Origin of the sequence: Paenibacillus sp. MMO-177 (assembly GCF_037147795.1) — a bacterium.
Taxonomy (GTDB): Bacteria; Bacillota; Bacilli; order Paenibacillales; family Paenibacillaceae; genus Pristimantibacillus.
In genome coordinates this window covers 1-14,762 of sequence record NZ_JBBCUR010000005.1, presented here as the reverse complement: position 1 = coordinate 14,762, position 14,762 = coordinate 1, and the positions used below count along the sequence as shown (strand labels likewise).

Annotated in this window: 15 protein-coding genes and 1 riboswitch; of the genes, 10 read left to right on the top strand and 5 right to left on the bottom strand. The window is 51.9% G+C overall.

Going from position 1 to position 14,762, the window contains the following annotated elements:
- The first annotated feature begins 33 nt into the window (after positions 1 to 33).
- The 5 genes from WFK81_RS18280 (at position 34) to WFK81_RS18260 (ending at position 2,762) form a co-directional block, all read left to right on the top strand.
- Positions 34 to 888 carry an alpha/beta fold hydrolase gene (locus WFK81_RS18280; protein ID WP_336787833.1) on the top strand — a complete coding sequence of 285 codons (855 nt, stop codon included), beginning with the start codon at positions 34 to 36 and terminating at the stop codon, positions 886 to 888.
- A 147-nt stretch (positions 889 to 1,035) separates the two neighbouring features.
- Complete coding sequence (locus tag WFK81_RS18275) at positions 1,036 to 1,443, top strand: VOC family protein (RefSeq protein WP_336787832.1); 408 nt, start codon at positions 1,036 to 1,038, stop codon at positions 1,441 to 1,443.
- A gap of 97 nt (positions 1,444 to 1,540) precedes the next feature.
- On the top strand, positions 1,541 to 1,759 hold the full coding sequence (locus tag WFK81_RS18270) for a cysteine-rich CWC family protein (RefSeq protein WP_336787831.1): 219 nt from the start codon (positions 1,541 to 1,543) through the stop codon (positions 1,757 to 1,759).
- Positions 1,756 to 2,067 (top strand): DUF1806 family protein, encoded by a 312-nt coding sequence (locus WFK81_RS18265; protein ID WP_336787830.1) that lies wholly within the window; start codon positions 1,756 to 1,758, stop codon positions 2,065 to 2,067. The genes WFK81_RS18270 and WFK81_RS18265 overlap by 4 nt, the downstream gene beginning before the upstream one ends.
- The gene (locus tag WFK81_RS18260) at positions 2,064 to 2,762 is read left to right on the top strand and encodes a PIG-L family deacetylase (RefSeq protein WP_336787829.1); all 699 of its coding nucleotides are present in this window, start codon (positions 2,064 to 2,066) and stop codon (positions 2,760 to 2,762) included. Before WFK81_RS18265 ends, WFK81_RS18260 begins: the two co-directional genes overlap by 4 nt.
- A gap of 16 nt (positions 2,763 to 2,778) precedes the next feature.
- Here the strand turns inward: WFK81_RS18260 and WFK81_RS18255 are convergent, their stop codons facing one another.
- The 3 genes from WFK81_RS18255 to gpmA all read right to left on the bottom strand — a co-directional run bounded on the left by WFK81_RS18255 (position 2,779) and on the right by gpmA (position 6,717).
- The gene (locus WFK81_RS18255; RefSeq protein ID WP_336787828.1) at positions 2,779 to 3,936 is read right to left on the bottom strand and encodes an acyl-CoA dehydrogenase family protein; all 1,158 of its coding nucleotides are present in this window, start codon (positions 3,934 to 3,936) and stop codon (positions 2,779 to 2,781) included.
- A 96-nt stretch (positions 3,937 to 4,032) separates the two neighbouring features.
- Positions 4,033 to 5,790 (bottom strand): adenine deaminase, encoded by a 1,758-nt coding sequence (ade, locus tag WFK81_RS18250; RefSeq protein WP_336787827.1) that lies wholly within the window; start codon positions 5,788 to 5,790, stop codon positions 4,033 to 4,035.
- A 54-nt stretch (positions 5,791 to 5,844) separates the two neighbouring features.
- Positions 5,845 to 5,942: riboswitch (purine riboswitch) on the bottom strand.
- Positions 5,943 to 5,970: 28 nt separating this feature from the next.
- Positions 5,971 to 6,717 (bottom strand): 2,3-diphosphoglycerate-dependent phosphoglycerate mutase, encoded by a 747-nt coding sequence (gene gpmA / locus WFK81_RS18245; protein ID WP_336787826.1) that lies wholly within the window; start codon positions 6,715 to 6,717, stop codon positions 5,971 to 5,973.
- Positions 6,718 to 6,901: 184 nt separating this feature from the next.
- Here gpmA and WFK81_RS18240 point away from each other — a divergent pair, with 184 nt between their 5' ends.
- Both WFK81_RS18240 and WFK81_RS18235 read left to right on the top strand, forming a co-directional pair.
- Positions 6,902 to 8,089: an NAD(P)/FAD-dependent oxidoreductase gene (locus WFK81_RS18240; RefSeq protein ID WP_336787825.1), complete on the top strand. Its 1,188-nt coding sequence runs from the start codon at positions 6,902 to 6,904 to the stop codon at positions 8,087 to 8,089.
- Between the two features lie 11 nt (positions 8,090 to 8,100).
- Positions 8,101 to 8,955 (top strand): RNA polymerase sigma-70 factor, encoded by an 855-nt coding sequence (locus WFK81_RS18235; RefSeq protein ID WP_336787824.1) that lies wholly within the window; start codon positions 8,101 to 8,103, stop codon positions 8,953 to 8,955.
- 69 nt (positions 8,956 to 9,024) lie between these two features.
- Here WFK81_RS18235 and WFK81_RS18230 read toward each other — a convergent pair whose 3' ends face one another.
- Positions 9,025 to 10,125, bottom strand: coding sequence for a Gfo/Idh/MocA family protein (locus WFK81_RS18230; protein WP_336787823.1), 1,101 nt, complete (start codon positions 10,123 to 10,125; stop codon positions 9,025 to 9,027).
- Between the two features lie 231 nt (positions 10,126 to 10,356).
- Here WFK81_RS18230 and WFK81_RS18225 point away from each other — a divergent pair, with 231 nt between their 5' ends.
- Positions 10,357 to 11,349, top strand: a complete 993-nt coding sequence (locus WFK81_RS18225; protein ID WP_336787822.1) for a Gfo/Idh/MocA family protein — start codon at positions 10,357 to 10,359, stop codon at positions 11,347 to 11,349.
- The gene (locus WFK81_RS18220) at positions 11,333 to 12,343 is read left to right on the top strand and encodes an AraC family transcriptional regulator (protein WP_336787821.1); all 1,011 of its coding nucleotides are present in this window, start codon (positions 11,333 to 11,335) and stop codon (positions 12,341 to 12,343) included. Before WFK81_RS18225 ends, WFK81_RS18220 begins: the two co-directional genes overlap by 17 nt.
- Before the next feature lie 58 nt (positions 12,344 to 12,401).
- Here the strand turns inward: WFK81_RS18220 and WFK81_RS18215 are convergent, their stop codons facing one another.
- The gene (locus WFK81_RS18215) at positions 12,402 to 13,037 is read right to left on the bottom strand and encodes a helix-turn-helix domain-containing protein (protein ID WP_336787820.1); all 636 of its coding nucleotides are present in this window, start codon (positions 13,035 to 13,037) and stop codon (positions 12,402 to 12,404) included.
- 201 nt (positions 13,038 to 13,238) lie between these two features.
- On the opposite strand from WFK81_RS18215, the gene WFK81_RS18210 reads away from it, so the two are divergent.
- Positions 13,239 to 14,588, top strand: coding sequence for an MFS transporter (locus WFK81_RS18210; protein WP_442956074.1), 1,350 nt, complete (start codon positions 13,239 to 13,241; stop codon positions 14,586 to 14,588).
- Positions 14,589 to 14,762: the final 174 nt, after the last annotated feature.

Below are 14,762 nucleotides of genomic sequence, written 5' to 3'. Positions count from 1 at the left end.
ATAGCATTTCAAATCGAAAAGGATGTGGGATCGATGGATAAGCATAAGGTACATGTCAATGGCATCGATATGGTATATGAAGAATGTGGCCAGGAAAACGAGAAAGCGATTATTCTGCTTCACGGTTTCTGCGGATCGTCCCATTATTGGCATAATGTTTGTCCGCTGCTGACCGATCACTACCGTGTCATTATGCCGCAGCTGCGGGGCCATGGCGAGACATCCGCACCAGACAATGTGTATACGATGGAAGTGATGGCCGATGATATAAATGCATTGCTCGAAAAGCTTGGAATTGATAAAACCGTTGTATTCGGTCATTCTCTCGGCGGCTATGTTACGCTCGCCCTTGCCGATAAATACCCTGACAAGCTGGCCGGTTTCGGACTGATTCATTCCACCGCTCTTCCGGATACGGAAGAAGTGAAGAGGAAAAGGTACCAGGATATCGCCTTTATTCAGAAGGAAGGGATCGAGCCTTACGTACACGAGCTGATTCCGAAGCTGTTCAAGGAATCCAAGAGGCAAGATATGCCTGATGAGGTGGAAAAGGTTAAAGAGGCCGGACTCAAAATGTCTGCAAAGGGAGCTATTCATACGCTTGAAGGCATGATGATGAGGCCGGACCGCAGTGCCATGCTGCATGAAGCCTGTTACCCGATTCTGCTGGTAGCGGGCGCGGAGGATGAGGTTGTATCTCCGGATGATACCTTCTCCGTCAATGAAAAAGAAACGCCTAAAACAACCTATGAATATCCGCATATTCAGGAGAATACGTTCGAAGGCGTCGCGCATATGAGTCTGGTCGAAGCTCCGGAGCAGCTGGCCAGGGTTATCGCCAACTATCTCAGAACCCTTAGCGAGAAGGAGCCCGTGAGGGCGTTGTAAAAAACGAATGGAAATGTCCAAAAACCGTGCAGGTCTAGAGCCTGCGCGGTTTTTGACGTTTTTCAGTAATACCTGCTCGAAAAACAATTATTTGTGGGTTAGAATAAGTGGGCAAGATCATTTACGACAAAGGACGTGTATAGTCAAATGGCAAAGCTGACACCGTATTTTTACTCCGAGGACGCGAAAGCGCAAGCCGGATTTTACGTGCAGGCCCTTGGCGGTGAAATCATCGATCAAATGACGTACGGGCAAGCTCCGGGGACGGACGAATCGATGAAGGATAAGATCATACATATGGTTTTTCAAGCTGCAGGCGTTACCTTCTATATTGCCGATACGATGCACGAGCCTCCTGGACGCAGTGCGAGCTTTGACCTGAACCTCGAATTCAAAACGGACGATGAAGCGCAGCAAGCCTTCGCCAATCTGTCGGAAGGCGGACGGGTGATCATGCCGCTGGAGAAGCAGTTTTGGGGTACGCTGTTTGGCCGGGTAGAAGACAAATTCGGCATCAAATGGCAGATCAGCACGGAGCCGAAGCCGCAAGGCTAATGATGGGAATCCCGACTATCCGCAGCTCCGTCTAGGGGAGTGACGTGCGGATAGTCTTTTTGCGATAGAGGTTTTCTCATAAGGAGAGGGAAACAAAATGATGGCAAACGAATGTCCGATCTGCAAAAGGAACAATCAGTGCGGAAATTTGCAAGGACTGCCGGCCGGGGAATGCTGGTGCAGCAAAGAGGTTTTTCCGCAAAAGGTGTTTGAACAGATTCCTTCTGAATTAATGGGAAAAGCCTGCGTATGCCAAGCTTGTCTGGAAAGGCTGAAGCGGGAATCGAAGGAAGAGTCCGAGGAGATGCAATCATGAATCCGATATATCCATTAGAAGTAGAGGATTTGCTGCGAACGTTTACCGGGGAAGAGATTTACGTCCATAGCGAAGCAACATCCTACGTTTTTGTGCGGAACTTCAAGATGAAGCTGACGCAGGCTTTTGCAGCCGGAGAGGGGCCGTTCCGGATCGCTTTGCGCTTTGATCAAATCGGCTGGCTGCGAATGGAAGCGCTCACGCATTACGAGTTTGATGCAGAGGGACGGCTGCTGCTGGCCGGCTACGATGACAGAGGACGAATGAATGTTGCGCTGCATCTCGGAAGGGAGCCGTTTGCGGAATGAGTACAGAACCAAGAAAGCTTCTCGCCGTATTTGCCCATCCGGATGACGAGTCTTTTATTTGCGGCGGTACGTTAGCGAAGTATGCCGACAGCGGCGTGGAGATTACGCTAGTCAGCGCAACAAGAGGCGAGATGGGCAGGCGAATGGGTAATCCGCCTTATTTGAACCGCGAGACGATGGCCGCGGCGCGCGAGCAGGAGCTCCGGGAAGCGTGCGAATGCCTGGGGATCAAGCATCTGCATTTCTTCGGTATTCGCGATAAAACGGTGGAGTTCGCCGAGCCGGATCAATTGGCTGACCGTATTGCCGGATTAATAAGAGAGGTTGATCCCGATGTTATTCTTAACTTTCACGAGAAATGGGGCGGTCATCCGGATCATTGCGCGATTGGCAAAGCTACGATTGAAGCGCTTGCCCGCACTGAACTTGCGAAAGCCTTGTATTTCATTTCGTTCGGGGATTCGCTGGCCTATCCGGAAGCTTACGGTTATACCAAAGAGGAGATTGCCCGGATTGACGTAAGCCGCTATAAAAAAGAGAAGCTTGCGGCGTTCCGCGCGCACCGGTGCCAGACGGAAATCGATGAATGGGTATGGCTGCCTGACCGGCAGGCGATGAGCCGTTTCGGGGATCATGAATATTTCATCAAAGGAAACAAAGAGGCGCTCAAACACGGCAAAGCCGATTTGTTCTAGCGCCTCTTGGGGAATCTTATTCAAATTCGCTTAAAGCCGTCGCAGCCAGATTTTGAATGACCACATTGTCCATCGGCGGATTATGCAGTCCGGCGCGGACATCGCGGTAATAACGCTCGAGCGGCTGCTGGCGGGATAAGCTGGTGCCGCCAACGATTCGCATGGCCAGATCAACAATTTTGATGGCATTATTGGTTGCCACGTATTTCGCGAGACCAAGGTCAGCTTTCAAAGCTGGCCTGTTTTCCGTCTCCCGGTCCCAGCGTTCCGCGATCGAATAGAGCATCGTATGGGCGGTGCGAAGCTCAAGCTCCATCTGGCCGATCGAATGCTGGACGGAAGGAATAGTCGAGATCGGCTTATCCATCTGGCCGGGCTTGTAGGAATTAGCGAACGACAGGGCATAATCTCTTGCGGCAAGCGCAATGCCAAGATAGCAGGCCGGAATATGCAGCAGCCAGCCGCCTCCGTCATCCGTCCCTTTCCCGGTAAGCCGGTGGCCTTCGGGAACAAAGACTTGATCAAGCACAACATCGTGGCTTCCGGTTGCGCGCATCCCAAGCGTATCCCACGTTTCGATAATGGAGACCTGTTCGCCCCGGCTCACCATGAAATCGCTAACGCTGTCCTCGGCCGGAATATAAGCGGTTACTACAAACCGGTCGAGGATGGGGGACAACGTACTAAAGGTTTTGCGCCCGGATATAAGCCATCCTCCCGGTATGGCGGTTGCGGTTGTTTCAGGCTTGCCGCCCCGGCTTGGACTGCCGGAGGCTGCTTCGCTGGCGAAGGTGTTGATCATCGCCCCGTCTTTGACAACGGCCGCGCATAAGTCGGCGAAGACAGGCTCCTGCCATTTTCGGGACGTGCGCAGGTGCAGCATCTGTCCCATATGCCAGCCAACCGCAAGCGCGGTAGAACCGTCGCCGTATGCCAGTCTTTCCTGCAGCATCACCATCTCATAGAGGGAGATTTCTTCTCCGCCGTATACTTTGGGAACCGTAAGCTTCAAATAGCCCGCCTCGCGCAAATCCGCAAAATTATCAAAAGGAAACGAACCTTCACGGTCGTGCCGGGATGCTCTTTCCGCGAAGCTAGCCGCCAATTTATCTACTTGCATTACCCGGGCTTGTTCTTGTTCATTCCGGATATATTGATCTACCCAACGAGTCATCTATTTTCGCTCCTCTTAAAATGAATATTCACAAATAAGGACTGTGCTGCAGGCTAGTAGCCTTACCTTATTATAGCAAGCAGAGGAGACGTGTCGCTATCCGGCTTCAACTCCGATATGACGGTTTGACGCGAATTCGAACAAGCCTTTGTCCGTTATTTTGAGCTCCGGGATGACCGGAAGTGCCAGAAAGGATAACGTCAGAAACGGGTTGAAGGTATCCGGTGCGCCAATCGTTCGAAGCGCCGCATAGAGGCCGAGCATTTGTTGATTCACTTCGTTATAGCTTTGTTCGGACAAAAGGCCGCCGACAGGCAGGGATAAGGAAGCAAGAACTTCACCGTCCGCGACGACAGCCAGCCCGCCGTTCATCGCAGCCACATGACGGATAGCAAGCAGCATGTCTTCGTCGGTTACTCCGGCGCAGATAATATTGTGCGAATCATGGGCTACCGAAGATACGATCGCGCCTTTGCGGAAGCCGAAGCCTTTGACAACAGCCAGCCCGATGTTGCCGGTCCGGTGATGACGTTCAACGACGGCAAGCTTAAGCTGGTCGCGTTCGGCAGAAGGAAGGAACCGCAGCTCCCGATCTATTGAAACCTGTTCCTTCAAATGCCGGGTCACAAGAGAGTTCGGAATGATCCCGATAACATTGCAGATATCGGACTTGAGCGAAAACTCAAGAGCATCCGGCTTAAGCGGCTTCATTCCGGTTGTTATGTCGGAGGAACGCATAACTTCCGGCGAAGCTTGCGCACTCGAGGAAAAAACTTCCTCCCTGAGCTCCCCGTTTCGAAATACGCATGCGCCTTCCTTAAATACCTGCCGGATCGCGAGCTTCTCCAGATCATCAACGATCACAAGATCGGCCTTATAGCCGGGAGCAATCGCGCCCTGCCGGCGCAGACCAAAGCATTCCGCGGCGTTGAGGGTCGCCATCTGGATGGCGGTAACCGGGTCAAGCCCTTTGCTCACGGCAAGACGGATACTGTGGTCGACGCTTCCTTCCTTCAGCAGATCGTCAATAAGTTTATCGTCGGTCACAAACAGGCATCTCCGGCTGTTCATGGCGTTAACGGCAGGCAGCAGCGCTTCCAGGTCCTTGGCGACGGTACCTTCGCGGATCATCAGATACATGCCAAGCTCAAGACGGTGCTTTGCTTCTTCCGCATCAATAGCTTCATGATCCGTGCGGATGCCCGCGGCCATATAGAGGTTGAGCTGTTCCCGGTTAATGCCGGCGGCGTGGCCGTCGATATGCGCACCAAGCTCATTGGCATCAGCAAGTTTGCTGATCATGCCGGGATTGCCTGCGGCAAGGGCGGGGAAGTCCATCACCTCAGCAAGGCCAAGTACTTTGGGATGCGCGTAGAACGGGCGAAGCTCTTCCGCTTCTAGCGTTGCGCCGCTTGTTTCGAACGGGGTAGAGGGTACGCAGGACGGCAGATTGACGTAAATGTCGAGGGGAAGTCCTTCGGATTGGTCAAGCATATATTGAATTCCTTTGCTGCCCATTACATTGGCCATTTCATGCGGGTCGGTCACAACGGCGGTAACCCCATGCTGCAGAACAACCTTCGCGAACTCGCGCGGCGTCAGCATCGAGCTCTCGATATGCACATGGCCATCAATCAGGCCGGGAACGATCCATTGCCCATTGGCATCAATCACCTCCAGGCCCTCCGTATACTGGCCGATCCCCGCGATAACTCCGTCCGTGATTGCGATATCGCCGGAAATGATGTTGCCCGTAAACACATTTACGATTTTTCCGTTCCGGATAATAAGATCTGCCGCAGCGCGTTTGGCTGCCGCGTCGATTCGTTTGGCGAGTTTGTCTTTTGTATTCATGCCAGCTATTCTCTCCTTCTTTGTTAAAAATAAAAAACTCCCGATTACCGCCGATGCTGAAATAAGCATGCTGGTAATCGGGAGTTTACGGTTCCCGGTAGAAACCCCCGGCCCGTATTGCCGAGGTTATACGCAATATTGGATTCTATTGTAGAAGATGCACAACGGGAATGCAACGCTTTATTTTGTCACACGCATTATATGAGTTGGAATCTGGCCGTTCGGATACGGGCCTTCCCAGCCGAGATAGTAGTGGCGGATCGGCTTCAGCTCATCATCCAGCTCATAGACAAGCGGAATGCCTGTCGGAATGTTCAAGTCCGCGATGCCGTCCGGCGGAATTTGGTCCAAATATTTTACCAATGCCCGCAGCGTGTTCCCGTGGGCGGCTATAATAACCTGTTTTCCGGAGGAAACAGCGGGAGCGATTTCGGCATTCCAATATTTCAGAACCCTTGCCTCGGTGTCTTCCAGGTTTTCCGTTAACGGAAACTCGCCTTCCTTGAGTCCGATGTAACGAGGGTCGGCAGCTGAGTATCGCGGATCGGTGGTGTCGAGTGCCGGAGGACGGACATCAACCGATCTGCGCCATAGATGCACCTGCTCCTCTCCGTACTTTTCGGCGGTTTCCGCCTTGTTCAGCCCTTGCAGGGCGCCGTAATGCCGTTCGTTCAGCATCCAGCTTTTCTGCTCCGGTATCCATAAGAGATCCATCTCGTGAAGGATAATCCATAAGGTTCGGATAGCGCGTTTCAAGACGGAGGTATAGGCGGCATCGAAGACGTAGCCGTGTTTTTTCAGGATTTCTCCGGCTTCCCGGGCTTCATCCAGACCTTGCGTTGACAGGTCTACATCAGTCCAGCCCGTGAACCGGTTCTCGACATTCCATACGCTTTGCCCATGGCGGATCAGGACGATTTTTTTCAAGAGGTGACCTCCTTTCCAAAGTTTGCTTATCTCTATAATGTTTCCAATCGGGCAAAAAAACAAGCCACCCGGCTAAAATCGGTTCAGCTTGCTCCAACTATTTTTGAAAATTGTAATTACGGATGTCACAAATTAAATCCTCTCCCCGTTCTATTTGCAAAAGCATAAAGAGGAGAGATCAGCTATGACAGAATGGACGGTTGTTGTCGTTGGCGGCGGGTATGCGGGAATTCATGCGGTAAAAGCGGTCTGGAAGCAGTATGGAGTCCACGTGGAAGGACGTAAGCTTCGTCTTCTTTTACTGGATCCGAATCCCCATCATCTGCGCAAGGTGCTCTTGTTCAAGCCGGCTGTGGGGGCTGACCCGATCACGGTGCCGTGGCGGCAAATTTTGCCGGAAACGGCCGAACACGTGCAGGGAAAAGCAAGGCATGTAGACGCGGCAGCAAAGGTACTCGAATATGAGGATGCGGAAGGCGAATTCGTGAGGCTTGCGTACGACACGCTTGTTGTCGCGGTTGGCAGCGTAGCACGCGGGACGGAATCCGCAATTGGAGGCATTGCTCTTACGGGAATAGAGTCGGCTGTCCGAATCAGGGAAGCGTGGGGCTATAATATGCAGGCTGCAAGGGTGGAAAACAACGCGGAGGAACGCCGTCGCCTGCTCACGGCAGCCGTGGCCGGAGCTGGAATTACCGGCATTGAGACGGCATCGGAATTAGCGTATGCGATGAGAGAAGAAGCAGCCAGGCAGGGGCTTAACCCCGATGAAATCCAGGTCCATCTGCTGAATGCCCAGGACCGTTTGTTTCAGGAAGGGTCAGTGAAGGCAAGCCGCAAGCTGGAGGAGGAGCTGGCGAAATGCGGCGTATCCGTGCATCATCGCAGCAAGGCGGTACGCGAGGAGAACGGCAGTCTATTGCTCTCAAGCGGCAGGGCTCTGCCGGTTGGCCTTACGGTATGGACGCTGGGTCTTGTTCCGAATCCGGCCATCCGCAGCTTCGGGCTGCCGGTAACGAATGACGGCAGGCTTATCGTGGACGAATGCTATCGCGTCAAGGATGCCGGGGGCGTATACGCCATCGGGGACTGCGCGTATATCATCGATCCTGATAATGGAGAAGCCGCCCGAATGACCTGCAAAGAGGCGATTCCGCAGGCACAGCGAATAGGCAAGATCATTGCGGCGGATAAAAACGGCAGTCAGGCTCCCCGCCACAAGCAGGTAATGGAAGGCTTTGCGATAGGACTTGGTCCCGGACGGGGAATAACATGGACGCGTAAATGGGGGCTTGATATAATCATTTCGGGAAGTTTATCTTATAAAATCAAACGTTACGTCTGGGATCACGCGAGTATGCTGAAATCATAAGGAGACGTCATATGATTGAGCTGTATGAACGTTATAAAGGCTTGTTGTTCAGCCTTGCTTATCAGTTAACCGGCTCTGCGGCCGATGCGGAGGATGCGGTTCAGGACGTGTTCCTCAAGGTGCAGAATATAAACCCGGCGAAGCTGCACGAGCCCAAAGCGTATTTGTGCAAAATGATAACGAATCGCTGCCTGGATCATCTTCGTTCGGCAAGGGTACGCCGGGAGCAATATGTCGGTCCGTGGCTGCCTGAGCCGATTGCACAATATTGCGATGACGGTCTGGAGGAAGTGGTCCGGCATGACCTGCTGTCCTACGCCATGATGGCGCTGCTCGAAAGGCTGTCGCCTTCCGAACGGGCCGTATTTGTTCTGCGGGAAGCGCTTGGGTTCGATTATCCCGCTATTGCCGAATTGACAGGGAAAAGCGAGCAAAACTGCCGCAAGCTGATGAGCCGGTCCAGAGCAAAGATGGGAATAACGGAAGAAGAGCTGCAGTTTGGCGGCATGATCGAGCAGACGTGGATAAACCGGTTTGTAGCGGCTTTATCGGAAGGCGAGGTGGACACTGTGCTGTCCATGCTGGCGGAAGATGCCGTGCTTGTATCCGACGGAGGAGGCAAAGCGTCGGCTGCTGTCCGGCCAATCGAAACAAGAGAGCGCGTGGCGCAGTTCCTGCTGGGCATATTCCGCAAGTCCCAGTTTACAAGCCAGATGACGGTAGAACTGCAGCTGTTAAACGGGGAGCCTGCCTTCGTATTCCGGCACGAAGGAGTCGTCGATTCGGTCGTGTTTCTTGAGCAGCGCGACGGCCTTCTTCACCGGATATTTATCGTCCGCAACCCGGATAAGCTTAAGCGGATCTAATTGCCGCATGAAGAAGCGAAATAAACAAAAGCGGCTGTGCTGGATAAACCAGACACAGCCGCTTTTATTTTATTTCGCTACTTTTTCGCGATTGAGGTATACCGTCTCGCCAGTGCGGGCAGATTCGTAAATCGCTTCCAAAATCTCGGTTACAACCAGAGCTTGCTCTGCTTTAACAACCAGATCCGTATCGTTTTGGATCGCGTTGATCCAAGCCGCGCATTCCACGTCGATATCGCGCTCAGAAGCGCCGTCATAGAACGCTACGCCGCCAGCGGAAAGGTCGATTTCCTTGACGAACAAGCGGCTGTTCTCTTCGCCGTTGATTCGAAGGCCGTTCTTCATGTCCGCTCCGCCTTCCGTACCGCAAAGCGTACATTTTGCTTCGTCGATGTCCAGCGTATTCAGCGCCCAGCTAGCTTCAAGCGTGATCGTTGCGCCGTTCTCCATCTTGATGAAGCCTACGGCGGAATCTTCTACCGTAAATTTCGCAGGATCCCAAGGGCCCCAAGCGTTAGCGGCATTTTCTTTCGAGCCGAGCTTATGGAATACGGAGCCTGTTACGGAAACCGGCTTGTAGTTGTCCATCATCCACAGCGTCAGGTCAAGCGCGTGAGTGCCGATATCGATAAGCGGTCCGCCGCCTTGTTTCTCTTCGTCGAGGAATACGCCCCATGTCGGAACCGCGCGGCGGCGGATTGCATGTGCGCGCGCGTAGTAGATTTCGCCCAGCTCGCCTTGCTCGCAAATCTTTTTGAGGACTTGGCTGTCCGGACGGAAACGGTTGTTGTAGCCGATGGTCAGCTTTTTGCCCGTGCGTTTCGCGGCATCCAGCATAGCTCTTGCTTCCGCAGCTGTCTTAGCCATCGGCTTCTCGCACATAACATGCTTGCCGGCTTCAAGGGAATCTATCGTAATATAGGAGTGCGAGTCATTAGGCGTTAATACATGTACAACGTCGATCGACGGATCGGCAATCAGCTCGCGGTAATCCGCATATACTTTCGACCCTTCAGCACCGTATTTTTGAGCCGCTTCTTCAGCTCGTTCTACGACAACGTCGCAAAAGGCAACGATTTCAACATTCTTGTTCTTGCTGAGTGCAGGAAGATGCTTGCCATTCGCGATACCGCCGCAGCCGATGATACCAACCTTCAGTAATTTACTCATGTCCAGCCTCCGTTTAAATGGATTTATATAAAAAGTTGTTTATGCCCTTACTATAGGTTTGACCGATATTTAGAGTCAATAAGGCTATAAAAAAGTTCTTATCCGTGTCGTATAATTATAGTCAGAATGTCTTTATGTTCTAGTTTTACTTTGGTAAATGGTATGCTAACTTAGAAATAAGTCGTAAATATGAAGTTATTCCAAATAATCGGTCTGAGGAGTGGAAGTTATATGATTAGAGTCGCAATGTTAAGCTATTGGCATGTTCACGCATGGGATTACACGAGAGAGGCGCAAGCGCATCCGGATACGGAAATCGTAGCGGTATGGGATGAAATTCCGGCTAGAGGCGAAGAAGCGGCTTCCAAGCTGGGCGTTCCTTTCTTCGCTAATCTGGATGAACTTCTTGCACGCGAGGATATTGACGGAGTAATCGTGGACGCGCCTTCCAATATTCACCGCGAGGTTATGGTGAAAGCCGCGCAAGCCGGCAAGCATATTTTCACGGAAAAAGTGTTGGCGCTTACAACGAAAGAAGTGAACGAGATTCTGGCGGCAGTGGAAGAAGCGGGCGTTAAATTGACCGTATCGCTGCCAAGACTAAACGACTGGTATACGGCTTCCATTCAGAACGTGCTGGAATCCGGCATTCTGGGCCAAGTTACCTTGACGCGCGTCCGCTTGTCCCATAACGGCGCAACCGCGAACTGGCTTCCGGAGCATTTCTACAACCTCGAGCAATGCGGCGGCGGCGCTCTGATCGACCTGGGCTGCCATCCGATGTATCTGACTAGACTGTTCCTTGGCGAAATGCCGGTTCAGGTTCAAGCTTCGTACGGTTACGTAACCGGCAAAGACGTGGAGGATAACGCGGTATCCATTCTGACGACGGCCGGCGGCGCTATCGGTATCGTGGAAGCGGGCTTTGTAAATGCCCATTCGCCATTCACGATCGAGATTCACGGCACCGAAGGCTCGCTGCTCTACGGCACGCCGAATGACCGCGTTCTTGTACGCAGCAATAAGAACGGGGAATCGGAATGGACTGAAGCGGATAAGGCAAGCGGCCGCATTAAGGCATTCGAGCAATGGGCTGACCATATCCAAAATAATACCGTTGCAGCAGAAAACATCCGCATGGCGCAGGATCTGACGGCGCTCATGGAAGCATCTAACCGCTCGGTTGCAGAAAAGCGGGCTGTACGTATTGAAGAAATCCGCTAACACGATGACTGGCATGGATGAACGGGAGCAGATGGTGGAGCCCGACAGCAAGGTAAGCGCAAGACCGTATCCTTATGCCATTATGAAAGAAAAGATGGATGCGCTCGAACGGCTTGATTTGCATTTCAGATGGGGACGTTACGGGATCAGGGTGCTCAAATGGCATTTGACCACCTTTAAACCCGGGCATTTGATCAAATTCCACAAGCATTCGGAGTTTGAATTCCATTTCGTGCCGCGCGGCAAAGGCACGGTCACCCTGATTGACCATATTTACAAGCTGAACAGCGGCATGTTTTATTTGACAGGTCCGGGCGTTGTGCACCAGCAAACGGCGGACAACAGGTCAGGCATGGAAGAGCTGTGTCTGCATGTGGATATCACGCGTCTTCCGGACGAAGAGGATCGGGAAGAATGGGGCTCGGAATGGGAAAATAAAGAGTCGGAAGCCTGCATGCAGGCGCTGACCGATTTTCCGCTTCGCCCGTTTATGGATCAGCATGATGCCATGTCATGCTTCCTCCAGGCTTATATGGCCTGGCGGTCCGGCGAACTTGGGGCTTATACGACGATCCGTCAGTCTTTGATTCAAATTTTGCTGCGCGCCGCCAAAGCGACCGTTGACCGGGATGGCCAGCAGATGCTTCCATCGCGGGATATTCAGGCGCATCGCTTCGAGATGGCTCAGCAATACATTTACGATAATTACGCAAGACCGTTAACTCTGCAGGAGGTTGCGGATCGGATCCAGATCAGCACAAGGCAGCTTCAGCGCGTCTTTCACCGGTACGGGGTCAGCTCCTTCAGCAGCTATTTGGAAGATTTCCGGCTGCAGCGAATTTGCGAAGAGCTGGTTGAGACCTCGAATACGGTAGAGTCCATTGCGGTCAACCATGGCTTTACGAATACGAACTACCTGTTCCAGGTATTCAAGAAGAAGATGGGGATGACACCGCTCGCTTATCGCCAGAGCCATCAGTTAACGAACGTATAAGAATAATAGGGCTGTCTCGAAAGTCGATTCAACGGCTTCCGGGGCAGCCCTGTCTCTTCTAAAAGTCTTTTTTGTATTGCGAAGGCAGCATGCCGGTCCATTTCTTGAACGTTCTCGTAAAATGGGCCTCGTCGTAATAGCCGACTTCCTTGGCAATGGAATGGATTTTCATATCGCCCGCCTGCAGCAAAGCTTTGGCTTTCTCGATCCGGTATTGATGGACATAGTCAAGGAAATTAACACCAAGCTCCTGTTTGAATAACGTGGAGAGATAGGTGCTGGAGACGAACAAAGCCTTGGCGACTCCCGCCAAAGTCATTCCATGATCGGCATAGGAGGCTTCGATTGCTTCCAATGCTTGCTGAACCTTCCGCTTTGTCGTACGCTGCGGGTTTAAGCTTAGTTTCCGATACAATTTAGAACCCTGGTTAAATTGCTCTTCCAAAGCCTTTAACGCTTCCTTATAAGAGAAATACAGCTGATGTACATTTGGCTTTGAAGGTCCGAAGGTAACGCTGGCGATTATGTTAAGGTACTGCTTCTCCAAATTCTTCACTTCTTCTATGGCTTCTGAGAGGCAATTCGTAAGATGATCAAACAAATGCTTCATTTCTTCAAACGGTAATCCATTGAGTTGTACAGCAGATGTATGGTGAATGAATTCTTCCTTTTCCGCAAGGAACGGCTTTGGCATAGCACTCCTCCTCATCGCTATATGGAATCGATTACATTTTATTTTAACTATAAATTGTAAATGGGGAAATGGCTATGCCTAATGCTTTAGCTTTATAGCGATATCGTGTTCATTGTTTATTTGCCCGAAGGGGGAGAAACCTTGCGACGCCTTTTTTTGTGTTATACTGAACAAAGTAAAGTAACTTCGTAGGGAAACAAGGTGGACAGCTTGAATGACAGAATTGTAATGCCCGTGTGGATGCTGGGCTTGTTTGTCGTGGTCATGAATACGACCATGTTTAACGTCTCGGTACCAAGTATTATTAATGATCTGGGAATCACTTCGGATCTTGGCTCATGGATCGTATCCAGCTATTCGATTGGATATGCCTTATCAACGGTGATTTACAGCCGGTTATCGGACATTGCTCCAATACGCAGGCTGGTAGCGATAGGGCTGCTTATATTAGGCCTTTCTTCGGTGCTTGGAATCTTCGCTCATAATTTCGCTCTTCTGCTCACCGCGCGGATTCTTCAATCGGCAGGAGCGGGTACGATGGCCGGACTAGGGCTTGTTTTAGCCAGCCGCTATATCCCGGTTGAACGAAGAGGCCGGGCTATCTCGATGATTGCGGCCGGCAGCGCTATGGCGTTTGGCCTGGGGCCGATTGTAGGCGGCGTCATTAGCGAATATTTTGGGTGGAACGGCTTGTTTGTAGTCACTTGCCTGGTGCTGGTTATTTTGCCTGTCTTGCTGAAGCTGCTGCCCAAGGAAAATCCGCAGCCGGGCAGTTTTGACTATTGGGGTGCCGCCTGGACCGTAATAAATGCGACTTCCTTGCTGATTGCGGTCACGCAGCAGTCCGTCATCTGGCTTCTGGCAAGCATCATTACGGTCGTGATTCATGTGCTCCATATCCGGAAGGCGAAGGGCAGCGGAACCTTCGTGAATCCGGAAGTATTCCGACAGCCCGGTTATATACGGCTGCTTGTGGTAGGCTTCTGCCTGCTTATCATTAACCTGGGCAACCTGTTCCTGATGCCGCTTGTCCTTGCGAATCTTTTCCATAAATCGGAGATGCTGATTGGCTTTCTGATTGCTCCGGGTGCGATACTTTCGGCTATGCTCACGCCATTCGTCGGCCGCTGGCTGGACCGGTACGGCAATGTCCGGTTCCTGTTTATCGGTACGGCGGTCTTGACGGCCGTAATGGCATTATTTATGACGGCTCTCGGAAGCTCGCCTTTTGTCATCATGTGCGGTTATCTGCTGTTCTCGCCGGCATTTTCGGCAACGCTGGCTTCGCTTAATAACCAGACCTCCAGCATTTTGCCGCGGCATTTGATTGGCTCCGGCATGGGGATGATGCAGCTTATTCAATTTTTCGGAGGTTCCTTGTCGGTGGCGCTTTGCGGATTATTGCTCCATAAGATGAGCGGCATTACGCTGGAGCATGCTTATAGCCATGTTTATCAGCTGCTGTTCGTATGCCCGATCATTGCGATTGCGATGTTAGGCTGGTATTACTCGTCTTACCGGAAAAACTTACAAGCCCAAAAGCTTGCTTGATGTTCTGGTACGTAATAGTTGAAAAGATACAGGGCTGTCCCGAAGCGGGACAGCCCTGTTGTCTGTGTACGCCCAGCATGGGCGTCATCTCTAGGGTGAAAGTCCCGAACGGGGGCTGGCGAACGCCTACCGTTAGCCAAGAGCAAGGGTGTCCGCCGTGAGGCGGAATCTGAA